We start from the raw sequence: 23,428 nt of genomic DNA, 5'->3' as shown, positions 1-23,428 counted from the left end.
ACTAGCAATCGATAATCTTTATCCTTTGAGATTAGCCATCTGGAAGAGCGGAATCACATAAGGAACAATAGACATCAGGATAGTGAATAGCACGAAGAACCAGAACCAGAAGGAAGCGAGGGCACGCTGGAAAACTCCTGGCTGTGGTTTATTGGCCTGAATATAAGCCTTGATAGCTGGCCATTTGGTCGCAAGAACCACTATCATGACAATGGAACCAATGGCTAAAACACCAATTTGGAGCCAATTCGCTAGTCCCTCGTCCACATGATAAGCTACATAATGCAAGCCTTGGGAAATGACAAAGTTATTGAAAATGTGATAGAAAATTGCCCACCAGATATTGTATTCAAAGGCAATGTAGCCGAATCCTAGACCAATGATACCTGCGAAAAAGAGCTGGTCAAAATTAGCATGGAAGAGGCCGAATAAAATAGCCGTCATGACAATGGCAAAGATTTTGCCATACCGTTCCAAGCCTCGCAAGCCGGCCCCACGGAAGAAGAATTCCTCTGTGATAGGACCAAAAAATCCAGCATACAAGAGCATGGTCCATGATCGCTCAATCGTATCACCTAGATCGGGTGTTGGAGAATGAAGGCCAATGGTCTCAAACATGCGCTCAATCACTTGTGTCATCACAGATGAAAAGACTTGAGAAAAGCCAAGAAAGGCGAGAAGAATAAAGAAGACTGAAAGAGTCATCTTACGTCCCTTGTGCTTAAGATCATATTTATAAAGGGCCTTCTTGCGATAGGCATTAAAGAGAAAGAGTCCAATGGAAATAGAGATAAGGTAGGGAATACCAGCCCAAACATTCAGGGCATTGAGTTTTTCCGTTACTTGACTTGGATCTTTTCTGAGAGAGCCTGCTATGGTCAATCCAAGGAGGACTTCCCACAGGACGGTTACCAAGGTCATTACCAAGAGATAAATGGCAAGGGTCCCGGAATACCTTCCTATATCTTTTTTAGGGTCTAATAATCGGTTGTATTGGTTCATTTCTTCCTCCTAGAAAATAGATAAAAACTCGCACACATTCCTTCGTATAAGACAAAGAAAATCAAAAAGGCATGCATAAAGTAGTCTTCTGGTAATGCAAGAATAATCGAATCCACGCGCGGATCAAAGAGCCAAGTATTGTCCCCAGCAAATAAGACCTGATGAAAAAGCGTAAAGAATTGATCAAAACCAATTATAACAGTCATCACTGCAAGCACTACTGGTAAAACCATCATCCAAAAGAAGAGACTTCGGTACAAGGCCAGGTAGCCTTTTTTGACGACTGTCCGCATAAAATGGATAAAACCAGGTAGAGTGACCAAGAAAACGACCGTCAGCAAATGAAACAGGTACTTGACAGCCTCAAAATGGTGCAAACCATTTTTTGAAGAGGGGAATTGAGGCATCTTCAACACCCATTGAAAAGGATTGGTCAAATAGTTCATCAAGACATTAAAATTCTTCATGATGACTGAAGCCGAAAAACCAGTTCGACTTTGAATCCCCAACCAATGAATCTCCACGGGATAGAGGGCCCAAGCGAGAGCAATGGTGAGAAGAATCGTAGCTGACAAGATAAAGAAAAATTGGTTGATTGATTTCAAACTTCTAAGCATCAAAATCCCACTCCGCTAAACTGGAAACAACATGTGTCGGTGCAATTGGTAAGGTCGGCACTTCTTCTGGTTTGGTAAAACCTGTCGTCACCAAAAGGGTTGGAATCCCATTGTCAATACCAGCACGAATATCTGTTAGATAATTATCCCCTACCATAACGACTTCTTCTCTTTCAAACCCCAGATGTTCAATAGCCTTATCCATGATGATGGCCTTTGGTTTCCCAATGATCACTGGCTCGACCCGTGTCGCTGCTTCGACAAGGGCAATCAGGGATCCTGCTCCTGGCATCAAGCCACGCTCTGTTGGAATGTTCAGGTCCGGATTGGTCCCAATAAAGTGCGCTCCTTTTTGAATCGCCAAGGTCGCAAGAGCAAACTTCTCATAATCCACTTGCCAATCCAGTCCAATCACCACATAATCAGGTGCTTCTTCATCCATGATATAGCCAGCTTCTTCAATAGCATCTTTGAGCCCCGCTTCTCCGATCACATAGACCTTTTTGCCCAAATTTTGGTCATTCATGTAGTCAATGGTCGCAAGGGTAGCTGTATAGATAGTCGAAACTGGGGTTTCAATATTGAAATGAGTGGCCAGCATATCCCGAACAGTCTCTGGTGTGCGGGTTGTATTGTTGGTCACAAAGAGATAGGGAATCTCACGCGCCTGCAGTTCATGAACAAAAGCTTCTCCTGCAGGAATTCGTGATTTTCCTTTGTAAATAGTGCCATCCAAATCAATCAAATAGCCCTTATAGTGCATTTATTCTTCCCTTTCTGTGTCAGCTTCTTCATGAAACTTCTCTGCATCGACTCGTCCACCAGAACCATATAAGAGCAATGCTCCAGCATAGAGGACAAATTGTAACACCAAACCTGTAAAATTAATCCCTTGACTTCCCGATTGGGTGAACAAGAAGGATGCTACCATGAGGATCACAATGGTCAATAACAAGCCTATCACGGTTGCCTGATCCACACTGATTTGATAAACCGTGCGTTTAGTGCTCCGATTTTTCCCGTCAGACTTAGTTTCTGGTTGCAAATTCTCCACAAAATCCGTCACCAAGGTCGCAGCGAGGCTGACTGTCGTGCTAAAGAGCACGCCTTGAGACAAGCGGTGATAGAAATTGGACCAGAAGGATCCTGATTGGCTAGTAATCCCAATCGAGAAGATCATGACCGGTAAAAGAAAGGCCAAGGTGAAATGGATCCAGACCCGATACCAGCGTATATCTTCTCTTAAAAAGCGATTAAAACTCTCTAAATTCAAGCGATAGCGGAAAAATTTATAAATTTCCTCTACCAGGATGATGCCCAAAGCACAAAGAGTCAAGAGCCAATCTCCCAACATGTACAAAGGGTTCTTTTGACGCTTGGCATAGGCCACAACCCGTTTTTGATAGCTTTCAAGTTCCTGTTTTTTATTTTTTAATCTTCTACTTTCCATAATTCCAACCCTTTTCTTCTACTTCTTCCCACTCAATTTCAGCTTGGGCATTGATCTGACTATCTGAAGTAATTTGGTGCTGAGTTTTCAAGCCCTCTTGTTCATATTGAGAGGTGATGAGACCTCCTGCTAGCACTTCTTTGACATATTTTAGATGAACTTTTTTAGGGATATGATGGGTCAAGAAGTCTGCTCCCATCACCTCAAAAACCCAGTCCAAGTACTTGCTATTGTTGACATGTCCGTTCATATCCAAGTCGTAAAACCGAACCCGGTATTCTTGTTCGACGCCGCCTTCTAATTCTTTGAAACGGGGACCGCGGAGCATGGTTTTTGAAAATTCAGAGTCAAAGGGATCCGTGATTTCACTCATAACAGGATGAACCTTGCGCGTATCCCGATCCATCAAGACAAAGGTCGCGACCATCTCAATGATGGTATTTCCTGCTCCGTCCTTGATATTAAAAGCCCGGTAGCAGAAAAGGCGATTGTGACTCTTGGCATAGGTTTCGATAGTGATTTTCTCATCAAAAACAGGGAGACGCTCGATCTTCATATTGTAATCCGTGATAATCCAGACCAGGTTGTAGTTCTCTAAAATGTACATATCACTCATACCCAGCTCAATCGATTGCATGCCCGATACCTGTAAAGACAGCAAGATCAATTGGGGAATCTTAATATAACCATTGACATCACTCATATCAAACGGAATTTTCATGCTGTATTCAAATGTTTTTGCCATCTTCTACTCCAAAATAAACTTCTCTGCTACAGTGTCTCCTAAAAAGAGACCTTTCTTGGTCATTCGAACAATGTCCTTGTCAGGTACCAAAAGTCCCTGCTGGGTCAATTCCTCAACCACTAGTCCATATTGTTGGTCAAAATTCACACCAAACTTTTCTTCAAAACGCTTCTTGGAAACGCCTGTTTTCTTACGTAGTCCTAGAAACATCTCTTCTTCCATCATTTCTGTCTGAGTCAAGTGCTCTTCTTGGACACGCGCATTTCCCTCGTCAACAGCCTGCATATAGTGACGGATAGGCCCATGATTCTTGTAGCGAACACCGTTGACATAGCCGGATGCACCAGCTCCTAAGCCATAATACTCGGCATTATCCCAATACATGAGGTTGTGGCGACTTTCAAAACCAGGCTTGGAGAAATTAGAAATTTCGTAATGCTCAAAGCCTGCACGCTCCAACTCCTGAATGATGTATTCAAACATCTCCGCTTCCAGCTCCTCTTTAGGTAGTGGAAGCTTGCCCCGTCTCATGCGGTTCATAAAGACTGTGTGATTCTCCAGAATCAAGCTATAAAGACTCATGTGGGGAATGTCAAGGGCAAGAGCCTTAGCGACATTTTCCTTGACCTGCTCCATGGTTTGCGTCGGAAGCGCATAGATGAGGTCAATCGAAATATTGTCAAAACCAGCCAGTTTCAGACGGTCGATATTGTCATAAATGTCCTGCTCTTGGTGGCTTCGACCAATCTTCTTGAGCAAACGATTATCAAAGGTCTGCACTCCCAATGAAACCCGATTAACCGGCGAATCCTTTAAGACCGCAATCTTATCCGGATCCAAATCACCAGGATTGGCCTCGATCGTCAGCTCTTCCATCTGAGACAGATCAAGCAACTTGGTCAGCTCCTTGAGCAGATAGGCTAGCTGATCTGCAGATAAGGCTGTCGGTGTCCCACCCCCAATATAGAGAGTCCGTAAGTGTGAGATTTCTTCCCGACGAAATTCTTGGATCAAATGATCCAAATAGGCATCGACTGGTTGGTTCTTAATAAAGACTTTCGAAAAATCACAATAAAAACAAATCTGGGTACAAAATGGGATGTGGACATAAGCGGACGTTGGTTTTGTATGCATACCTTTAATTATACCATAAAATCCCCCCGAGTCCGAAAAGAAAAGGGAATAAGAAGCAAGGAATTCCTTGACAATAACGAATAAAAGGAATAGAATAAACCTAATCATATTCGGAGGTAAGGAGATATGAACAACTAAGTTTCGTTAAATAAAATACTTTATTTAGTGGACTGCTTGTTCTATCTCTTTTTGTGTACCCTCTTGCCTATTTTCCAACTTTTTTTGGCTAAATAAGGTCTTTTTCTGCCTGGGTTCCACTTGAATACAGCTCTACTAAATAGGTAGAGCTGTTTTTTTGCCCCAGTAGAAAGGAATCTTATGCTAAAACTATCCCACCTTACCATCCGCCATACAAAAGATTTACGCGATCTGGTTCGTGATCTGTCCTTAACCATTCATGAAGGAGAAAAAGTTGCTATTATTGGCGAAGAAGGGAATGGAAAATCTTCCTTGCTTCAGGTCCTTATGTCCCCAAAATCCCTACCAGATTATCTGATAACGGAAGGAGAAATCACCACTTCCTTTCACTCCTATGCCTATATTCCCCAGGCGTTGCCGGAAACATTGAAGAGGAAAACCTTGGAAGAATATTTTTTTGGAAAGGACGAGCTAGACTATGCCAGCCTCTACAGACTGGCTGATCAATTGCATTTTAATAGCGACCGATTTGCAAGCGATCAAGCTATCGGAAGTCTATCTGGAGGAGAAGCCCTCAAAGTTCAACTGCTTCACGAACTTTGTTGTCCTCATGAATTGCTATTTTTAGATGAACCTTCAAACGATCTGGATTTGGAGACCTTGGATTGGCTCCAGCAGATGATCCAAACGAGTCCCCAAACCATAATATTTATTTCCCATCATGAGGATTTTTTGACTCAGACGGCGGATACCATCATACACCTCAGACAGATCAAACACCGCAAGGAAGCTGAAACCATCGTAGAGCACCTAGGCTATCAAGACTACAGTAGCCAGAGGGAGCAACAATTCAAGCAACAGACTCAGCAAGCGGCCAACGATCAACGAACCTACCGAAAAACAATGGAGAAGCACCGTCGTATCCGTCAGCAAGTCCAAACTTCCTTACGAAATACCAAAGATAGCACTGCTGGACGTCTCCTGGCAAAGAAAATGAAGTCCCTCCTCTCACAAGAAAAGCGCTACGAGCGAGAATTCCAATCCATGACTTCCCAACCCTATGATGAGGAAATCATCAATCTGCATTTCCCTTCCCTCACTCCCTTGTCTCCTCAAAAACGATTCCTTCTATTAGATCAGGAAGAACTCGCCATTGGTGACCGGGTCCTGGTCAAGAACCTCTCCCTTACTCTTCTAGGACAGGATAAAATAGGGATTATCGGTTCCAACGGTGTGGGGAAATCCACTTTCCTAAAAATGATATGGAAAAGTCTACAGAAGAATGAAAGTATTCGCACTGCCTATATGCCTCAAGATTACACTGAACGCCTTCCTTTGACTCAGACACCGGTTCAATTTCTACAGCATTCAGGCGATCGCGAAGAAATCAACACCATTCAATTGCATTTAGCCTCCCTCAACTTTACTTATTCTGAAATGCACCATCCTATCTCTGAACTTTCTGGTGGCCAGCAAGGCAAACTCTTTCTCCTTCAATTAGTACTCACAAGTCCCCAGTTTCTGCTCTTGGACGAGCCTACTCGCAATTTTTCCCCCACTTCCCAACCAGAAATTCGTCGCCTATTCGCAGACTACCCAGGCGGACTGGTTACAGTATCCCACGATCGGACCTTCCTCAAGGAAGTCTGCCAAAAAATCTATCGTCTGACTGAAAATGGTTTGGTAGAAATAGAGTCGCTCTAACGTAAAAAAGATTGGCCAAAACCAATCTTTTACATTGAAAATAAAGTCCTCTTAGAAACTTTCCTTAGGTGAGAACGGACGTCAGCGAACTTCATAGAAGTTCCATGACTAAATCAAGATACAGAGGGCGTCTGCGGATAAAGTCAAAATAGGAAGTTTGACGCAGAATCTTTAGATTCTAGGAGAACTTATCTTTTTGACACAATCCGCAGCCCGTGTTCAATTCGTTTTGAACCCCTTCGCTTTTCAATTTTTAGGCTCAGGCTAAAACAGTTCCCCGAACTGTTTTACTCTCAAAACTCCCGAGTGCTTGAAACCATTAAGTTTCAGGCACTTTTCTCACGGCGAAAAGTTTCAATAGAGGATTGGATAACTCTGAATTTGTTAGATTTGTATAAAAGAACAGTTCGTCAACGTTCTCCAAACTTGGTTTTGACCAATTATTTTATCTAATTTTGTCCTGCCTCTTGTCCCATTTCTTGGGTGCGTTTGTAGGCTGCTTCCACACCTGCAATAATATCGCCCCGAAGGCCGACTTGTTCTAAGCGATTGACTCCTGCTATGGTTGAGCCACCTGGGCTACAAACTGCATCCTTCAAGCTTCCAGGATGTTGCCCCGTCTCTAAGACCATACTGGCAGCCCCTTTGAAGGTCTGAGCCGCCATCTGAAGAGACTGACTACGTGGTAATCCCAAGGCTACTCCTGCATCCGCCATGGCCTCGATCATCTGATAGACAAAGGCTGGACCACAGCCTGCAACAGCCGTTGCAGGATCCATCAATTTTTCTTCGATTTCATAGAGAACTCCTGCTCCTGCTAGAAGCCGGTTGACTTGGGCTAGCTGTTGGTCTGTCACTACTTGGGAGCGGGCTAAACTGATGACACCCTGACCAATAGCTACGGGCGTATTAGGCATGATGCGGATGAGACCCACCCGCTCATTTTTAACTACACTTGCCATTTGCTCCAGTTCCAGACCTGCTGCCATAGAAACCAACAGGAGATTGGAACGTTGGCCCAAAATATCCTGGTACTCTTCAAGTAAAGGGCAGATTTGGTAGGGTTTGACACCTAAAAAGATGACCTCCGCCTCTTGAAAGACTTGTTCAAGATCAGACGCCGTTCCCCCATACTGGCTGATAAACTCTTCCACCTTTTGTGGGGAACGATTGACCAAGAGCAGGTCTGTGCTAGCCACTTCTTTTGCGACCGCTTTGGCCAGACTAGCTCCCATATTTCCAAGACCGATAAATGCTACTTTCATGACTTACCTCACTTGACCATTTCCACTGACGATATACTTGTAACTAGTCATCTCCCGCAGTCCCATTGGTCCACGCGCATGGAGTTTCTGCGTCGAGATCCCCATTTCACAACCTAGGCCAAATTGACCCCCATCTGTAAAGCGTGTAGACGCATTGACATAAACGGCTGCTGAATCTACTTGCTTTGTAAAATAAGCGGCTGTCTCAGGATTTTCAGTCACAATGGCATCCGAATGATGGGTGCTGTGGGCTTCTATGTGGTCCACCGCTTCCTCAACTCCATCAACGACCTTGACTGCTAATATATAATCTAAAAATTCGGTATCAAAATCCTGCTCCTGTGCTGCTGTTCCCGAAATAATAGCCTGTGCGTCCTCATCTAGACGCAACTCAACCGATCTTTCCCGCTCATCCACTAAACGCGATTTGACCAAAGGCAAGAAGTCAGACGCGATCGCTCGATCCACCAACAAGACCTCCAGGGCATTGCAGACGGATGGGCGGCTTGTCTTGGCATTTTCAATAATGGCGAGGGCTTTCTGGAAGTCAGCCTCCTTATCCACATAGACATGGACGATCCCAGTTCCTGTCTCGATAACGGGGACAATGGCATTTTCAACCACCGCTTGGATCAATCCAGCACCACCACGTGGAATGAGCAAGTCCAGATAGCCCTTAGCCTTCATCATAGCAAGGCTAGAAGCTCGACTCGTATCTTGGATCAGTTGAAGAAGATCTGGATTCAGTCCGGCTTCTTCCAATCCAGCCTTGAGGGCTGTCACGATCGCTTGGGCAGAATGAAAGGCATCCTTTCCAGTACGAAGAACCACTGCATTTCCACTCTTGATGGCAAGCGCTGCAGCATCCGATGTCACATTTGGCCGGCTTTCATAAATGATGCCAATAACACCCATGGCAACGCGAACTTTCTGGATTTCAAGACCATTTTCCAAGAATTCCGTATCCAGCACTTCCCCAATTGGATCTGACAAGTCTATTAAAGCACGAATTCCTTGTGCCATACCGGCAATCCGCTCTTGATCAAGAAAGAGGCGATCCAGCATGACTTCAGAAATCTTGCCGCGTGCTGCTTCCATATCGATTTGATTGGCTACTAAAATGGCTTCAGTCGCTTTCAAAAGCTGGCTAGCCATGGCCTCCAAAGCCTGATTTTTAAGAGCTGTACTGGCTGTATTGATGCTTTTCTTAGCTGATCTCGCTATGGCTAATTGTTCTTGTGTTGTTCCCATACGTTTTCCTCTAGAATTCTGTAAAGAGTAGGTCAATCTCAGGAGTTACCGAGATCCAATCATCCCGGTGGATAAGGATTCCCTTAGCTTTTTTAGATTGGAGTAGATCGCGCACAGCTGATTGGCCGAGACGGACCTTGCCTTTTCCTAGTAATTGACCAGTCTCTTGATGATAGACGCTGACGATGTCGTGATAAGAGAAATCCCCTTCTGCCTTGGTCACACCAGAAATCAATAGACTCTTTCCATGATCCAACAGAGCTTGCGCTGCTCCAGCATCCACCCAAACGGCACCTTTGCTTTCTGCATAAAAGGCTAGCCATTGCTTCTGGGTTTTTAAACCCTTATCCTCTGCAAGGAAGTAACTGCCATTTGCTTGCTCTTCTGCTGCTTCGATCAAGGCATCCGGCTTGAGAGACGAGCAAATATAGACGGGAACCCCTGACTCGGTCGCAAGGGTCGCTGCCTTGAGTTTAGTCAGCATTCCACCAGTTCCGTTGCTACTGCCAGCACCACCAGCCATCTCGATCATCTCACGAGAAATGTGTTCGATTCGATCCAAGCGCTTAGCACTTGGATCCTGAGAAGGATTGGCTGTATAGAGGCCATCTACATCTGTTAAAAGGACCAAAAGATCCGCTTGAACCATGGCTGCAACCTGCGCACTCAAGATATCATTGTCTCCTACTTTTAACTCGGCAATCGAGACCGTATCGTTTTCATTGATAATCGGGATGGCCCCACGATTGAGTAGGACAGAAAGAGCCTGGTGGGCATTCTTATAGCGACGCTGGTCCGCAAAATCATCCTGGGTCAACAAAATCTGCGCAGAAACAATGTTGCGCAAGAGCAGGTTGGCTGTGTATTCTTCCATCAGTAAGCCTTGACCAACTGCCGCAGAAGCTTGCTTGTCTGCCACCTTGGTCGGCCGTTTCTTAAAACCAAGGGCACCAAATCCAGCAGCAACTGCCCCTGATGAGACCAAGATCAACTCATGATCTGATTCATGTAAGAGAGCCAACTGCTGCGTAATGACCTTGACCTTCTGTCTGGAGAGACTTCCATCAGGATTGGTCAACGACGAGGTCCCTACTTTAAAGACGATTCGTTTTGCTTTCATCGCTATGATTCTTTCTAATACTATTTATTTCGTATCTAAATGAAAGTGACTGAATCTCCATTCAGCCATCTTCATTATCCTTTTCGAAGGTCTTCCAGCGTTTTTTCAAAGATCGCTGGCACTTCTGCTGTAAATTCCAAGGTCTCGCCTGTGCGAGGGTGGGTAAAACCGAGTGTTCGCGCATGAAGAAACTGTCCTTGTCCTTTAAGGGTCTTCTTAGGACCATAAGCAGGATCTCCAGCCACAGGATGGCCAATATAGGCCATGTGCACCCGAATTTGGTGGGTCCGACCAGTCTCTAGTTGTAACTCTACCAAGGTGTAATTCCCAAAGCGTTCCAAAACTTGAAAACGGGTCACTGCAGGTTTTCCTTTAGCCGTCACCGCTTGTTTTTTCCGGTCCTTTTCACTACGACCAATGGGTGCTTCAATCATGCCCCGATCATTGGGAAGGTTGCCATGGACAATGGCCCAATACTTCCGTAGTGACTTTTTGTCTTTTAGTTCTTCTGCTAAGGCGACGTGAGCTTGGTCATTTTTTGCGACCATCAAGAGACCTGACGTGTCTTTGTCGATCCGATGAACGATCCCTGGACGCAATTCTCCATTGATCCCTGAAAGGTCCTTGACATGGTATAAGAGCGCATTGACCAAGGTCCCACTGGTATGACCCGCACTTGGGTGAACAACCATGCCTTGAGGTTTATTAACCACCACAACATCTTGGTCCTCATAAACGATGTCTAAGGGCAGATCTTCTGCTTCATAGCTGACCTCTTCTACTTCTGGAACTTCATACTGGATGATGTCCCCTTCTTTGACCGTGTACTTGGCTTTTTTCACAGTCCCATTGACCAGAACTTTTCCTTCTTTGATCTGCTCATTGGCCACAGCTCGTGACAAGGGAGTCAAATCCGCCAAAGCCTTATCCAGTCGCGCACCGGCTACTTCGATTTTAATTTCCATGCGTTTCCTCTTTCAACATCAGGATCAGGAGCAAGAAAACTCCAACTGTCAAATAGCTATCTGCTACATTAAAAATAGCAAAATTCATAAAATCCAGGTGGAACATATCGACCACAAAGCCCTGACGCAGGCGATCAATAAAATTCCCCAATCCACCTGCAATAACCAAGGTCAAGCCTGTCACCATCCAAAGCGACCCCTTGAGATGCTTATAGAGATAGTAAAAGGCACCTACCATCACGACTAGAGTGATGAGGGTAAAGAACCATTGCTGATTTTCAAGAAGCGAAAAAGCTGCACCTGTGTTTTGAAGATAAGTCAGACTAACCACATGGGGAATAAAAGATTTGACGACCCCCATTGGAATGTTCTTCACCACATACCATTTGACCAGCTGATCCAGTAGGACCAATAGGACGATCGCTACTGGGACCATTGTTTTTCTCTTCATTTCTTACCTCTTTTGATCAAAATATTCTACCATGACCTCGACAAACTTCTCTGCTACAGGAGAAAGATCCATCTCTTCGCGTTTGACATAGACCATTTTATTGTCCAAGTTATCTTCCAAAGGAATCACGGTGATCCCATTCACGGACTGGCTATCTAAAAAGCCTGATCCCGTCGCATAAGCATCTGTCCGCTCCAAGATCCCATTCAAAGTGGCCCGGTCGGTTACATTGAACATTTGGGAGCTCGAACTGGTATCGACAAAGTTCTCTGAATAATAGAGGTACTCATCTTTTTCTTGGGTAAAGCGAACAGTTGGCAACTGAGCTAGATCTTCCATGACCAGTTTTTTCTTCTTAGCCAGAGGGTGTCCCTTGCGAAGGTAAATATGAGTCTGAAAAGGAATCAAATCCACCACTTCAAGTCCTAATTTATCAACCCGTTGCATAATCCCCTTGGTATTTTGACGGTTGAGATAAATAATCCCCAACTCACTATGCCCTTGAGCCACTTCATCCAAAATTTGGACCGTCGTTGACTCAAAGATGCGGAAGTTTTTATTTTCCGGATAACGAATCGAGAATTCCGTCATCAAAGGCGGCAAAAAGTCATAGTGTTGACTAGAAATAGAGAATTCTTTCTTCTCTTCTTCAGGACTGGCATATTGATTTTGAAAAATATCAAACCCTTTGACCACATCCTGCGCTTTTTCATAAAATTCCATTCCCCGACGGGTCAAAAAAGTCCCCGAACTGGTCCGACGAAAAATCTTAAAGCCCAATTCTTTTTCCAGATCTCTGACGGATATGGACAAGCTCGGCTGACTCACATACATTTTTTCAGCAGCCTCACGAAAAGTACCACTATTGGCAATCGCCACTACATATCGTAATTGTTGTATATTCATTCTATTTTCCTTATTACAGTATCGATCTATTATACCATAAATTAGGGGCTGAAAGAAGAAATGCGTTTAAGAGACCTTCATCAAGTGAAAATAAAAAAACTGGAACTAAAACAGTTCCAGTTGATACTTATTCAATCACTTGAGTTTCAGCTACTTTCTTGTACCAATGAGCCGATTTCTTCGGATAGCGCTCTTGGGTTTCAAAGTCTACATAGAAGAGACCATAGCGTTTTTCATAACCATTTGACCATGAGAAGACATCCATCAGGGACCAAATGAAGTAGCCCTTGACGTTTGCACCATCAGAAATCGCATCCGACAAGACTTCCAAGTGTTGTTTCACATAATCGATCCGGCCATCATCGTAAACCGTGTTGTCCACAAATTCATCTTTGTATCCAAGTCCGTTTTCAGTGATGTAGATCTTCTTGTAGTTTGGATAATCTTTCTTGACACGCATGATTTGATCATACAAACCTTGAGGGTAGATGATCCAGTCCCAATCCGTCCGAGGAACATAGTCAGGAGCTACACGACGTCCAACACCTTTGATTTGGTATTTAGAGCTTCCTTTTTCCCCTTTACCATTGTGGATGATTTCAGTTTCGCCATCAAAGGCTTCCATCCAGTCACTCATGTAGTAGTTAATTCCAAGGAAGTCGTTCAAATCTTTAGCTGCTTCAAGTGCTGCAAAGTCTTCGTCACGAAGATCCAAGCTACCACCATTGACGGATAAGATGTGGTTTACACCTTCCATGGTTGCATCTGAATAGTGTCCAAGGTAAGTCGCATCCAAGATAAATTTGTTGTGTATGATATCTTCCAACTCAGCAGCCCGAACGTCTGCAGGATTTTTAGGATCCAATGGATACTTAGTTGGAAGGGCGTGAACAACCCCGATTTCACCTTTGTAGCCTTTGTCTTTGTACAATTTCACAGCACGTGCATGAGAAACCATCATATTGTGGTGAGATTGGAAGACTTTGGCAAGGTCATATTGAATACCTGGTGGGAATTTACCAACCAAGTATTGACCATCACCGATTGGGCCAATTTCATTGAAGGTTGTCCAGTAGTTTACTTCTGGGAATTCTTCAAAACAGAAAGCAGCATAATCTACAAAGTGTTCGATATTTTCACGATTCAAGAAGTCTCCATTTGAGTGAAGAGCTTCAGGAGTATCAAAGTGGTGAAGAGTTACGAATGGTTCTACATGACGTTTATGACATTCTGCAAATAACTTATGATAGAATTCTACCCCTTTTGGATTGACTTCACCATAGCCAGTTGGGAAAATACGTGACCAAGCAATAGAAATACGAATTCCGTTTACGCCATATTCTTCTGCCAACTGTAAGTCTACTGGATATTTATGGTAGAAATCACTCGCTGGTTCAGCAGTATACCAATAGTTGTCTGCTAAGTATTTGTCCCATGCAACTGGTCCTTTACCATCTGTATGAGTTGCACCTTCAGCCTGATATGCCGCTGTTGCGCCACCGAAAATAAAATCTTTAGGTAATGTTTTTGACATAAGTTTCCCCTTCTCAATCATAAAATAAAAACAAAGCAAGATGGAGAGGAGTCAGTGAGCAATCCTTCTCCATCTCACTTTAATCAACAGTAAATGTATTTATTATTGAAATTGTTCTTGAACGAATGCAAGAGCGCCTTTACCATCACGAGTCAACTTGATGTATTGAGCTCCTTCAGTCTTAGCCAATTTGATTCCAAGTTTATCTGTTTCAGCCTTCATATCTTCATAGTTTGAAGCTACTTGAGGAGCAAGAATAACAAGGTCAAATTCTGGCAACATTTCACGGTGAGCACCGTAACCACCAGCAGCAGCCTTCACAGGAACATTGTATTCTGCAGCAGCTTTATTCAAAGCGTTGGCAAGAAGTCCACTAGTTCCACCACCGGCACAAAGAACCAATACGTTTGTTTCTTTTGTGATATTGTTTTGAACTGGTTCACCTTCAACACCAGCTTTTTCAAGAATAGCATCTGCTTTTGCAGTGTTAAAGTTTGCAGCAACTTTTTCTTTCAAGCTATCGTTTGATTTACCTGAACGTTCTTCTTCAAGAATTTGTTCATCGTAAACTTTAAGGAATGGGTAGTAAATAACTACGTCCACTACGATAAGTAATGCAGCAAGGATGAATGAAAGTACTTGGAAGTTCGTACCAAGAACAATACCCAGAGGTCCAGGAGTTGTCCATGGTAGGTTAGAAGTAAATGAGTTCATTCCCAAGGTATCAACAAAGAATTTGAAGATCCATACGTTTGCAATTGGAGCAAAGATAAATGGAATGAAGAAGATAGGGTTCAATACAATTGGAGCACCGAACAAGATTGGTTCGTTAACACCAAAGAATGTAGGAACAACAGAAGCACGTCCAATGGCACGGTTACGTTTTGATTTCGTTAACCACATGAACATGAATGGAACGACAAGAGTCGCACCAGTACCACCCAAAGTAACGATAAACATTTGAGTACCTGAAGTAAGGATCTTATCTGCGTGCATTCCTTGTTGAATCAACTTCAAGTTTACTTCAGCATTTGCATAAGTAATCGCTGCGATAGCTGGTTCTACGATTGAAGGACCATGGATACCTATAAACCAGAAGAAGGCATAAGCACCAAAGATGAAGGTAATACCAAGGTATCCGTCTGCAGCTGAGAAGAGTGGAGCAAGAAGAGTACCGATTGATTCAGCAACCGTTACATGAAGGCCTGCTTTAACAACTAATTCAAGTGCATACAAGAGTACAACTGATAATGTAAATGGAATCAAGTCTTTAAATACTTGTGAAATATTTGGTGGAACCTCGTCCGGCATGCGGATGGTCACATTGTTTTTCACACAGACTTTGTAAACATTAACAGTAATGAATGCAGCAATAAAGGCTGTTAACAACCCTTTAGTCCCCATGAAGGCTGTTAAGAATCCACCTTCTTTAGCAGGTTCAGCAGCCATGAGCAAGAAGCCAACCATAGAAGCCAACATTGTTGAAATGTAGTTGATTTGGTTGGTTGCTGGGAGGTCACGGTTCATTGAATCTGTCAAACCCTTAGCCGTTGTCCCAGCAACGAAGAAGGCCAAGATGCCCATAGAATAGCTATATGGAGTCATCAAGAAAGTTTCAATATCTTTAGACCAATGGAATCCCCATGCGTTTGGTACATACGCAATTAGGATGAAGATAGATGAGAATAAGATTACAGGCATCCCTGCAATGAAACCATCACGAATCGCTCGCAAATATTTGTTTCGAGAAATCTTTTCAAAGAAAGGTTTCCCTTTTTCAATCAGTTCAATCAGTTTATTCATTATTTCGCTCCTCTTTTATATAGTTCAATCAGATGGTGAATCACGTCTTTTAATAGGATCGTTGTCATGAGATGGTCTTGACCATGCATCATGGTAATGCTATAGGGGATTTCTTCTCCTGCTGCTTCATGCGCTAGCATGGTCGTTTGAGATTTGTGAGCCTCAGCGATACAGGACCCTGCTTCTTCTACTAAGGATTCTGCTTTAGCAAAATCACCATTTTCAGCAGCTTTTAAGGCTTCCACTAATTTTGATCGAGCGTCACCGGCATAAGCGACAATTTCAAAGCCAAGTAATTGGACTTCTTCTTTATTCATGTTGGTTCCTCCTTATGATACCTTTTGAAAATTTTTATAATAGACGTTGAATATGAAGGGCTAAATAGACTTTTTCATTAGGAGATATTTTGGCTCCTGTCTGTTCAGCGATGGTTTGGTAGATTTGATGACTAATCTCATAAGCCTTTGGATAACTTAGCTGAATCAGTTGTTCCATCTCGCTCAAACCTTCTGGATCTTCTCTTCCCTTATCTAGCGAATCTAGGAAATAATTGAGATGGATCATAAAGCGATCATAGAAATGACTGTTTTCTTCTTTCCGTTTCAAGCCATTTTGAGCTAGTTTTTCTTCTACAGCTTTCAAAATAACTTGTCGGTCCTGGACATCTGGATCTTGCTCATGAATCATTTCCCCTTGTGCATTAATGAAATGATAAGCGATACGATTCACTTCATCGTCAGGAAGTTGATCCAAGAGCCGCTTTCGAAAGATCTCAATCGCTTCTTTTGCGATTTTATAGGGAATCGGGTGCATAGCAGACGCATCAGGAAGGTCACTGTGTTTGTATCTTCCCTGTTGAACTGCCTGGTAAGAACAAAAGATGTGATCTGTTAATGTCACATAGATATATTCTTGAACAGGATAGGCATATTTCTTAGACAAGGTATCAATCACTTCATAAGTGGTTGTAATGAAATCAAGAGGAACATCCTTTAGAAGGGCCATAAAGTTTTCTCTTGACTCATCCGTGTTTAAACGAAATACTTTTTCGACCTTATCATCAGCTACTAGATCATTTTTCTTTTTCCCAAAAGCAATCCCACTCCCAATAACAATCAACTCTTGTTGTAGTTCATTTTGAACCAAAGCAACATTATTGTTCATTGGATGGATAATACGATACATGAGGCTCTCCTTTGTAAAATTTGTTAAAAGCAAATAAAAATGACCACGAAGCAACTGAAAAAACTAGCCTACACTAATTGTTCAGTCTACTTGTGGTCACGCCTAATCTAACTTAGTAACGCTCACTGCTATTCAACTTATAAACTTATTCTATCATAAGTTTTTTGTTTTGTAAACCCTTACAGCAAAAATTTTTAAACATTTTTTTATAAAAAATAAACAAGACCTTAAAATAATGAAGAGGCTGGGATATAAGTCCTAGCCTCTCAATCATCTTTGGATTGTCGAGCAAGACGCAGTGGTTGAGTGGGCTCTATTACGCTGATTTCATCAGCTTTTACAGCCCTACTCAACTGTGCGGAGGTGGGACGACGAAATCGAATTCTAACGAATGACCGATTTCTGTCCCACTCTCTAACTGTTGCTTTAGGAGGCAATAACGATTTGTTTCTTACACGCGTTCTGTCCAAGGTGTTGCCACTTTAGCCAAGACCGCATTCAATTCTTCAATATTTTGACGACCTTCTGTACGAAGCCATTCACGAGCAGCTGCTTCTCCATCTTTGATGTAAGCTTCTACTGAACCTGCCCATGTCGCACGTCCACAAAGAACACCGTTGAAGTTAGCACCTGATTCATGAGCAAATTCCAAAGTTTCTTGGAAGAGTTTTGCTGATACACCAGCACTGAGGTAGATGTATGGAAGGTTAGTTGCTTCTTCTTGTTCTTTAAAGAAGGCAGCCGCTTCTTCACGACTATAGACAACTTCACCTTCTCCAAATCCTTCCACGTAGTTGACATTGACAGGAACTTCTACTTTCAATACATCGATATTGAAACGAGGATCTGAGAAGACTTTCATAGCTTCAATGACTTTACGAGGTTTCACTTTTGCATATTCAGCAGAGGTTGCATCTGCAATTCCTTCGTCATAAGCCAAGATTTCAAGGAAGAATGGAATGTCCTCTGCCACACATTCTGAACCAATGCGTTCGATGTAAGCTTGTTTTTCTTGGTTAAGTTCTTCTGCACTATCTACATCGTAGTAGAGCAAGAATTTCACAGCATCAGCACCTTGTTCTTTAATGCGTTTTGCTGACCAAAGGTTCAAGCAGTCAGGCAAGCGTTTGGTGCTAGATGTATCGTAGCCTGTCTTTTCGTATGCAAGCAAGAGACCAGCATCTTTGTCCAAGGCTTTCGTAGCAGGCAAACCATATTCTGGGTCCAACAACATTGATGAAGCATATTTTGTCAATTCATCTGCTACAAGAACTTTCAATTCTTCCATTTGTGCTACAGTTGGTTCAGTGTCTTGGTATTTGGCCATCAAGCGTTTCAAAGCCCCACGTTGGTCGAATGCCAAAGCTGAAATAACACCGTCTTTTGTACTAAGACGTTCCAAATAGTTGCGTTTTTGTTCTGTTAATACCATTTTATACCTCTTTTACGATTAATTGTTGATACAAGGCATCATAGTGCCCCATGTTGACATGTCCTGTTTGTGCTTCTTGCGCATTTAACATTCCAAGAACATTTGCTTTCTTGAGCAAGTCTGCGTCACTCTCATGATGATAGAGACCAGATGCAATCCCTGCAACAGTCGAATCACCCGATCCAACTGGATTGACGACATCGATCATAGGAATATCTACCTTATAGAAGACATCCCCATGCTTAGCGAAAGCGCCATTTGCACCAAGGGAGACAATCACCCATTCGATGCCATCAAAGAGAGAATCCTGAAGAACTTCTTTTAAGTCTTCCACATTCTTACTCACTTCTTTTCCTAACAACTGAGATAATTCTTCATTGTTTGGTTTAATGACCGTAGGCTTGACAGTTGCTTGAATGGCAGCTTCTAAAGAAGCTCCCGAGCAATCGAGTACGACTGGTTTCCCAGCTTCCCTTGCAATCTTGACAAGGCTAGCATAGTAGTCCACTGGTAAACCAGCAGGGAGACTTCCAGAGATGGCAACAACCTCTACTTGGTCAACCAAGTGACGATAATGGTCGAGAAAGTCTTTCCCTTCTTTCTCAGAAATGGTTGGACCTTTTTCTAAGATTTCTGTTTGCTTGCCTTCGTGAAGGATGGCGATACAATTACGTGTATCTCCAGCAATTTCAAAGAAACGTTCCTCTATCCCTTCTCCTAAATGATCGAGAATGAATTGCCCCGTCCGACCACCAAGTAGGCCAGTCGCTGCCACTGGATCCTTTATCTCAGAAAGTACACGGGTAACATTGAGACCTTTTCCACCAGCTGTCTTACTCACCTCAGCTACACGATTGACTGTATCCAACTGGAGTACATCCAAAGGATAAGAAATATCAATCGAAGGGTTCATCGTGACCGTTAATATCATACGTCACCTCTTAGTCGTGGTATTCACCACGGTCCCATTTTTCAAGGAATTCTGTAAAGAAATCAGCATCCGCTTGATGAGCATTATGGGTTTCCACATGTTGGATCTTAGCGATCAATTTTTTATTTTCTTCAGTTGGTTTGTATTCAGCGTGGATGAATGCTTCAATGATATCGCACATGAGCAATTCACCCGTAATTTTACCCCCAAACCCGATGACATTCGCGTTCAATTCTTCTTTTGCATAAAGAGCAGTTGTCATATCGCGTACCAAGGCAGAACGGATACCAGGTACTTTGTTAACAGCATTGTTAATCCCAACACCAGTACCACAGATACAAACACCAAGATCTGCTTGGCCACTTGCTACGGCTTCACCGACTTTCTTACCAAAGATTGGATAGTGGGTACGTGTATGGTCATAAGTCCCAAAGTCGAGCACTTCGTATCCTTTTGATTTCAAAAAATCAGAAACAGCCATTTTTTCATTTGTCACAATGTGATCACAACCAATTGCAATTCTCATTTGAATTCTCCTCTCATTAGCACATCTTATTCAACATATCAACACGGATTTGGTGACGGCCGCCGTCGTATTTACCATTGACGAAGCCTTTGGCAATGTTTTTCGCCAATTCATCCCCAACAATTTCAGCTCCCATGGTAATCATTCGAGAATTGTTGTGTCCACGTGTCATATAAGCAGAACGTTCATCTGAAACTTCTGCTGCCACCATTCCTTTGATTTTAGTCGCAACCATAAATGGACCAGCTCCATAAGCATCAATCACGATTCCAAGATTTTGATCGTTTTTGTTCACTTCGCTCGCAACTGCAAGTGTCACATCTACAAAATCTTGACCTTCAGCGGTTACATCTACAACATCGAAGTTTTCTTTTACAAGAAACTCTTTCACGAGATCTTTTAATCTTAATCCTGCAGCATCTGCACCAATTACAATAGACATGTCCTGTCCTCCTTTTGTTTATTTCAGCAAATATTCCTGTTGTTAATTTTTCACAAAGAAACATTTTCTTACTTTTGATATTATATTACACCTATTTCGAACGAAAGTCAACATTAAATTGTTTATTTTCGAACATTTTTTTAAAATAAAAACACCATATCTAGAAAAGATATGGTGTCAGTTTTCAAACTACATGCAACGATTATTTTGCATTTGCAGCATATTCTTCGTTACGTTTGATCATTTGTTTTCTGTACCAAGCGAAGATTCCGATATAGAATGCCAAGAAGACAACTACACCAAGGATCGCTTTGATATCACCTGTTGTTGCGTTACCGATTGTCCAACCGAGCAATTTTTCAACTGGTCCTTCAAGAGTTGAGTGAGTGATCAATTGAGTAGAAGCTACCCCTTTAGGGAAGGCATCAACACTCTTAGCCAATTGAGTTGCAAATGGTGCAATCAATGTACCTGAAAGAAGGAAGAGTGGCAAGAGAAGGCTTCCGAAGATGATCATACGGATCAATTTACCGCGTGTTACAACCAACAAGGCTGGAGTTACACCCATAGCGATGATCCCTGCAAGTGGCAAGATACCATTTCCGACTTTAGAAAGAAGCACTGCTTCGATCAACATGATTGGTGCAAGTACGTTAGCACAAGCCCAGATTTCAGCACGACCAGCGATAAATGGCCAGTCCAAACCGATGTTGAATTTACGTCCTTGAAGACGTTTAGTAGCAACGTTTGTAATACCTTGTGACAATGGTTCTACTGCTGCGATGAACCAAGAACCGATCAATGAGAACAATTCCAAGCAGACACCGGCAGTCAAACCAAGGCTCAACCAACCTTTAATAACCAATTCCCATTTGTCAGCATCTTGTACACCAGCAACTGGATGTGGAGTACCCATGATACCGATGACGATTCCAAGAAGGAAACCGATAAAGAATTTAGATCCCCAGAAACCGATCTTCTTGTTCAATTTAGCAGCGTCGAAGTCGTATTTATCAAGACCTGGGAAGAATTTGTCAAAGATTTTATCCAAGACCATGATGATTGGGTTCATCATGTAGTTCATGTGAGTAGATGTCATAGGTGATGAACTTGGTGCATTCAACAAATCATCAAATGTTGGTTTCATCAAGTCTGAGTTGATGATTTTCATAACCCCTACAAGGACAACGGCAAGAGTTGCAACGAAAAGTGAAACTCCTTGGCTGACACCGTTATTGTCAGCATACCATTTGATCAAAAGACCAGTGATAGACAAGTGCCAGATATCGAAGATATCGACGTCAAGCGTATCCGTTTTCTTGATCGCAAGCATGATAACGTTGACGATCAACATAATCAACAAGAAGTAAAGTGTCCAGGCAGACCCCCAAGTAATGGTCGCAAGAGGCGCCCAACCAACGTCTGTGATATTCAATTGAATACCAGTATTCTCAACGAATTTTGCAAGAGATGCTGAGAAAGCTCCATTCAACATACCGATGATAGCACCGATACCAGTAAGGGCGATGGCAAGTTTAATACCACCTTCAAGCGCTTTGGAGAATTTCACTCCAAACAAAAGTGCCAATAGAGTTAGGACGATCAACATGATGATCGGAGCACCCATGTCTAGGATGGGTTTGAAAAACTTATTGGCAAAATCAATAATGCCATTCATAATAAATCCTCCCGATTTATGAATTTTTTTGTAATTTACAGCAGAAAGTGTTTCCAATTTTATAATTGGATAACGCTTACAATCATGTTAAAAAAATATTAACTTAATCCATGTTCTTTAATGGCAGCTTCGATGTTATCAAAGACTGGCGCACTCATCGCTGGAATACGGAACAAGATTGGTCCTGCTTCTACCACAGGAATACCAGGATCGAATCCCAAATCAGTCGCAGCAATTGGAGTAAAGATGTCATAACCAGAAATCAAATCTTCATTGACGTCTTTGACCATGACAGCGTCACAACGCACATCATAACCACGGTTTGACAACTCTTCTTCCAACGCATTCTTAATTTGGTGGCTAGAGTTAACGCCTGCACCACAGGCAGCTAAAATTTTAATCATTTGGATGTCCTCCATTATAAATATTTACGAATGTTTTAGGAAATAGTTTCCGTAATGTATTGATAAAGCTTATCTTCACTATCTAATTTTGATAGAGCTTCGAGATTTCCATTGGATGTAAAGAAATCCATCAGTTGGGCCAAAATATTGGTTTGGCTTGAGCTCGTATTATTGATAATAAAGAATAAGAGTGAAACTTGAACTTCCTTATCTGGAGCAATCATATTATGAAAAGTTACGGGTTGTTCCAAACGAACCACAACCACATTCTCAGTGAGATTATGGACAATGTCTGTGTGCGGGATCGCCACATTTGGTAAGTCCTTACCAAGAAAATCCATATCTAATCCAGTCGGGAAAGACTTTTCACGCTCAATCAAAGCGGAACGATAGGTTGGTGTCACAATCTGTCGCTCTTCCAATAAGCTTGCTACCTGCTCAAAGAGATCTGTTTGATCCTTGGCATGTAGGCAAAACACAAGATCTTTGTTAAAGAGTTGATTTAATCCCATTGTTGCCACCTCCTTATCTAACTATTTATTTTATAGCTTCAGTATATCACTATATTGATTGAGTGTCAATCATTTTTTGTCTAAATTTGTTTAATTTTGTTTGTATATCGCTCTAAAGCGCTTTCTATCCGTCATTTTCCAACATCATTAAATCAGTAAAAAGAGAGTGGGACAGAAATCGGTAATTCGTTAGAATTCGATTTCGTCGTCCCACCTCCGCACAGTTGAGTAGG

The 23,428-nt window shown here is 42.5% G+C and carries 24 protein-coding genes; 1 reads left to right on the top strand and 23 read right to left on the bottom strand.

The annotated features are described in order from the left end of the window. Positions 1-18 precede the first annotated feature (18 nt). From K1I56_RS00120 to hemW, 6 genes are read right to left on the bottom strand one after another with little or no spacing between them, the layout of a single operon-like run. Positions 19-1,002, bottom strand: a complete 984-nt coding sequence (locus K1I56_RS00120; protein WP_021153375.1) for a CPBP family intramembrane glutamic endopeptidase — start codon at positions 1,000-1,002, stop codon at positions 19-21. Next, entirely contained in the window at positions 999-1,619 is a 621-nt protein-coding gene (locus K1I56_RS00115; protein WP_223324792.1) for a TIGR01906 family membrane protein, read from the bottom strand. The genes K1I56_RS00120 and K1I56_RS00115 overlap by 4 nt, the downstream gene beginning before the upstream one ends. Continuing rightward, positions 1,612-2,382: a TIGR01457 family HAD-type hydrolase gene (locus K1I56_RS00110; protein WP_070506200.1), complete on the bottom strand. Its 771-nt coding sequence runs from the start codon at positions 2,380-2,382 to the stop codon at positions 1,612-1,614. Before K1I56_RS00110 ends, K1I56_RS00115 begins: the two co-directional genes overlap by 8 nt. Continuing rightward, positions 2,383-3,069 carry a hypothetical protein gene (locus tag K1I56_RS00105; protein ID WP_021153378.1) on the bottom strand — a complete coding sequence of 229 codons (687 nt, stop codon included), beginning with the start codon at positions 3,067-3,069 and terminating at the stop codon, positions 2,383-2,385. After that, on the bottom strand, positions 3,059-3,814 hold the full coding sequence (locus K1I56_RS00100; RefSeq protein ID WP_223324627.1) for an acyl-ACP thioesterase domain-containing protein: 756 nt from the start codon (positions 3,812-3,814) through the stop codon (positions 3,059-3,061). Before K1I56_RS00100 ends, K1I56_RS00105 begins: the two co-directional genes overlap by 11 nt. A gap of 3 nt (positions 3,815-3,817) precedes the next feature. Next, the gene (hemW, locus tag K1I56_RS00095; RefSeq protein ID WP_223324619.1) at positions 3,818-4,948 is read right to left on the bottom strand and encodes a radical SAM family heme chaperone HemW; all 1,131 of its coding nucleotides are present in this window, start codon (positions 4,946-4,948) and stop codon (positions 3,818-3,820) included. A 318-nt stretch (positions 4,949-5,266) separates the two neighbouring features. Here hemW and K1I56_RS00090 point away from each other — a divergent pair, with 318 nt between their 5' ends. After that, positions 5,267-6,790, top strand: a complete 1,524-nt coding sequence (locus K1I56_RS00090) for an ATP-binding cassette domain-containing protein (protein ID WP_223324617.1) — start codon at positions 5,267-5,269, stop codon at positions 6,788-6,790. 449 nt (positions 6,791-7,239) lie between these two features. Here K1I56_RS00090 and proC read toward each other — a convergent pair whose 3' ends face one another. From proC to K1I56_RS00005, 17 genes are all read right to left on the bottom strand, one after another. Then, the gene (gene proC / locus K1I56_RS00085) at positions 7,240-8,055 is read right to left on the bottom strand and encodes a pyrroline-5-carboxylate reductase (protein ID WP_195529671.1); all 816 of its coding nucleotides are present in this window, start codon (positions 8,053-8,055) and stop codon (positions 7,240-7,242) included. 3 nt (positions 8,056-8,058) lie between these two features. Beyond that, entirely contained in the window at positions 8,059-9,306 is a 1,248-nt protein-coding gene (locus K1I56_RS00080) for a glutamate-5-semialdehyde dehydrogenase (RefSeq protein WP_223324611.1), read from the bottom strand. Between the two features lie 10 nt (positions 9,307-9,316). Further along, the gene (gene proB / locus K1I56_RS00075; RefSeq protein WP_223324605.1) at positions 9,317-10,426 is read right to left on the bottom strand and encodes a glutamate 5-kinase; all 1,110 of its coding nucleotides are present in this window, start codon (positions 10,424-10,426) and stop codon (positions 9,317-9,319) included. 74 nt (positions 10,427-10,500) lie between these two features. Then, complete coding sequence (locus K1I56_RS00070) at positions 10,501-11,391, bottom strand: RluA family pseudouridine synthase (RefSeq protein WP_003001835.1); 891 nt, start codon at positions 11,389-11,391, stop codon at positions 10,501-10,503. Continuing rightward, on the bottom strand, positions 11,381-11,842 hold the full coding sequence (gene lspA, locus K1I56_RS00065) for a signal peptidase II (protein WP_223324600.1): 462 nt from the start codon (positions 11,840-11,842) through the stop codon (positions 11,381-11,383). Before lspA ends, K1I56_RS00070 begins: the two co-directional genes overlap by 11 nt. 3 nt (positions 11,843-11,845) lie before the next feature. Then, on the bottom strand, positions 11,846-12,748 hold the full coding sequence (locus K1I56_RS00060; protein WP_003001728.1) for a LysR family transcriptional regulator: 903 nt from the start codon (positions 12,746-12,748) through the stop codon (positions 11,846-11,848). Between the two features lie 127 nt (positions 12,749-12,875). Beyond that, positions 12,876-14,282, bottom strand: coding sequence for a 6-phospho-beta-galactosidase (lacG, locus tag K1I56_RS00055; RefSeq protein WP_223324595.1), 1,407 nt, complete (start codon positions 14,280-14,282; stop codon positions 12,876-12,878). 102 nt (positions 14,283-14,384) lie between these two features. Beyond that, positions 14,385-16,085 carry a lactose-specific PTS transporter subunit EIIC gene (locus K1I56_RS00050; protein ID WP_223324593.1) on the bottom strand — a complete coding sequence of 567 codons (1,701 nt, stop codon included), beginning with the start codon at positions 16,083-16,085 and terminating at the stop codon, positions 14,385-14,387. Then, a complete protein-coding gene (locus tag K1I56_RS00045; protein ID WP_003007713.1) occupies positions 16,085-16,402 on the bottom strand; it encodes a PTS lactose/cellobiose transporter subunit IIA in 318 nt (105 codons plus the stop codon). The genes K1I56_RS00050 and K1I56_RS00045 overlap by 1 nt, the downstream gene beginning before the upstream one ends. A 34-nt stretch (positions 16,403-16,436) precedes the next feature. Beyond that, positions 16,437-17,270 carry a PRD domain-containing protein gene (locus tag K1I56_RS00040; protein ID WP_070506210.1) on the bottom strand — a complete coding sequence of 278 codons (834 nt, stop codon included), beginning with the start codon at positions 17,268-17,270 and terminating at the stop codon, positions 16,437-16,439. Between the two features lie 451 nt (positions 17,271-17,721). Continuing rightward, positions 17,722-18,702 (bottom strand): tagatose-bisphosphate aldolase, encoded by a 981-nt coding sequence (lacD, locus tag K1I56_RS00035; RefSeq protein WP_070587281.1) that lies wholly within the window; start codon positions 18,700-18,702, stop codon positions 17,722-17,724. A gap of 1 nt (position 18,703) precedes the next feature. Further along, positions 18,704-19,633: a tagatose-6-phosphate kinase gene (locus K1I56_RS00030; protein ID WP_021153393.1), complete on the bottom strand. Its 930-nt coding sequence runs from the start codon at positions 19,631-19,633 to the stop codon at positions 18,704-18,706. A gap of 10 nt (positions 19,634-19,643) precedes the next feature. Next, positions 19,644-20,159, bottom strand: coding sequence for a galactose-6-phosphate isomerase subunit LacB (gene lacB, locus K1I56_RS00025; protein ID WP_003002763.1), 516 nt, complete (start codon positions 20,157-20,159; stop codon positions 19,644-19,646). A 16-nt stretch (positions 20,160-20,175) separates the two neighbouring features. After that, positions 20,176-20,601 (bottom strand): galactose-6-phosphate isomerase subunit LacA, encoded by a 426-nt coding sequence (gene lacA, locus K1I56_RS00020; RefSeq protein WP_003007724.1) that lies wholly within the window; start codon positions 20,599-20,601, stop codon positions 20,176-20,178. Between the two features lie 202 nt (positions 20,602-20,803). Continuing rightward, entirely contained in the window at positions 20,804-22,279 is a 1,476-nt protein-coding gene (locus K1I56_RS00015) for a PTS galactitol transporter subunit IIC (protein WP_049498245.1), read from the bottom strand. 98 nt (positions 22,280-22,377) lie between these two features. Continuing rightward, complete coding sequence (locus tag K1I56_RS00010) at positions 22,378-22,683, bottom strand: PTS sugar transporter subunit IIB (protein WP_003002828.1); 306 nt, start codon at positions 22,681-22,683, stop codon at positions 22,378-22,380. A 35-nt stretch (positions 22,684-22,718) separates the two neighbouring features. Next, positions 22,719-23,195, bottom strand: coding sequence for a PTS sugar transporter subunit IIA (locus tag K1I56_RS00005; protein ID WP_223324591.1), 477 nt, complete (start codon positions 23,193-23,195; stop codon positions 22,719-22,721). Positions 23,196-23,428 lie beyond the last annotated feature (233 nt).

This window comes from Streptococcus parasanguinis, assembly GCF_019929185.1.
GTDB lineage: Bacteria > Bacillota > Bacilli > Lactobacillales > Streptococcaceae > Streptococcus > Streptococcus parasanguinis_O.
This window is presented reverse-complemented; position numbering and strand designations above follow the sequence as displayed.

What these genes read in the sequence shown, in the direction of transcription:
- K1I56_RS00120 (WP_021153375.1), bottom strand. Translation starts at nt 1,002, where the DNA reads ATGAACCAATACAACCGATTATTAGACCCTAAAAAAGATATAGGAAGG.
- K1I56_RS00115 (WP_223324792.1), bottom strand. Translation starts at nt 1,619, where the DNA reads ATGCTTAGAAGTTTGAAATCAATCAACCAATTTTTCTTTATCTTGTCA.
- K1I56_RS00110 (WP_070506200.1), bottom strand. Translation starts at nt 2,382, where the DNA reads ATGCACTATAAGGGCTATTTGATTGATTTGGATGGCACTATTTACAAA.
- K1I56_RS00105 (WP_021153378.1), bottom strand. Translation starts at nt 3,069, where the DNA reads ATGGAAAGTAGAAGATTAAAAAATAAAAAACAGGAACTTGAAAGCTAT.
- K1I56_RS00100 (WP_223324627.1), bottom strand. Translation starts at nt 3,814, where the DNA reads ATGGCAAAAACATTTGAATACAGCATGAAAATTCCGTTTGATATGAGT.
- hemW (WP_223324619.1), bottom strand. Translation starts at nt 4,948, where the DNA reads ATGCATACAAAACCAACGTCCGCTTATGTCCACATCCCATTTTGTACC.
- K1I56_RS00090 (WP_223324617.1), top strand. Translation starts at nt 5,267, where the DNA reads ATGCTAAAACTATCCCACCTTACCATCCGCCATACAAAAGATTTACGC.
- proC (WP_195529671.1), bottom strand. Translation starts at nt 8,055, where the DNA reads ATGAAAGTAGCATTTATCGGTCTTGGAAATATGGGAGCTAGTCTGGCC.
- K1I56_RS00080 (WP_223324611.1), bottom strand. Translation starts at nt 9,306, where the DNA reads ATGGGAACAACACAAGAACAATTAGCCATAGCGAGATCAGCTAAGAAA.
- proB (WP_223324605.1), bottom strand. Translation starts at nt 10,426, where the DNA reads ATGAAAGCAAAACGAATCGTCTTTAAAGTAGGGACCTCGTCGTTGACC.
- K1I56_RS00070 (WP_003001835.1), bottom strand. Translation starts at nt 11,391, where the DNA reads ATGGAAATTAAAATCGAAGTAGCCGGTGCGCGACTGGATAAGGCTTTG.
- lspA (WP_223324600.1), bottom strand. Translation starts at nt 11,842, where the DNA reads ATGAAGAGAAAAACAATGGTCCCAGTAGCGATCGTCCTATTGGTCCTA.
- K1I56_RS00060 (WP_003001728.1), bottom strand. Translation starts at nt 12,748, where the DNA reads ATGAATATACAACAATTACGATATGTAGTGGCGATTGCCAATAGTGGT.
- lacG (WP_223324595.1), bottom strand. Translation starts at nt 14,282, where the DNA reads ATGTCAAAAACATTACCTAAAGATTTTATTTTCGGTGGCGCAACAGCG.
- K1I56_RS00050 (WP_223324593.1), bottom strand. Translation starts at nt 16,085, where the DNA reads ATGAATAAACTGATTGAACTGATTGAAAAAGGGAAACCTTTCTTTGAA.
- K1I56_RS00045 (WP_003007713.1), bottom strand. Translation starts at nt 16,402, where the DNA reads ATGAATAAAGAAGAAGTCCAATTACTTGGCTTTGAAATTGTCGCTTAT.
- K1I56_RS00040 (WP_070506210.1), bottom strand. Translation starts at nt 17,270, where the DNA reads ATGTATCGTATTATCCATCCAATGAACAATAATGTTGCTTTGGTTCAA.
- lacD (WP_070587281.1), bottom strand. Translation starts at nt 18,702, where the DNA reads ATGGTATTAACAGAACAAAAACGCAACTATTTGGAACGTCTTAGTACA.
- K1I56_RS00030 (WP_021153393.1), bottom strand. Translation starts at nt 19,633, where the DNA reads ATGATATTAACGGTCACGATGAACCCTTCGATTGATATTTCTTATCCT.
- lacB (WP_003002763.1), bottom strand. Translation starts at nt 20,159, where the DNA reads ATGAGAATTGCAATTGGTTGTGATCACATTGTGACAAATGAAAAAATG.
- lacA (WP_003007724.1), bottom strand. Translation starts at nt 20,601, where the DNA reads ATGTCTATTGTAATTGGTGCAGATGCTGCAGGATTAAGATTAAAAGAT.
- K1I56_RS00015 (WP_049498245.1), bottom strand. Translation starts at nt 22,279, where the DNA reads ATGAATGGCATTATTGATTTTGCCAATAAGTTTTTCAAACCCATCCTA.
- K1I56_RS00010 (WP_003002828.1), bottom strand. Translation starts at nt 22,683, where the DNA reads ATGATTAAAATTTTAGCTGCCTGTGGTGCAGGCGTTAACTCTAGCCAC.
- K1I56_RS00005 (WP_223324591.1), bottom strand. Translation starts at nt 23,195, where the DNA reads ATGGGATTAAATCAACTCTTTAACAAAGATCTTGTGTTTTGCCTACAT.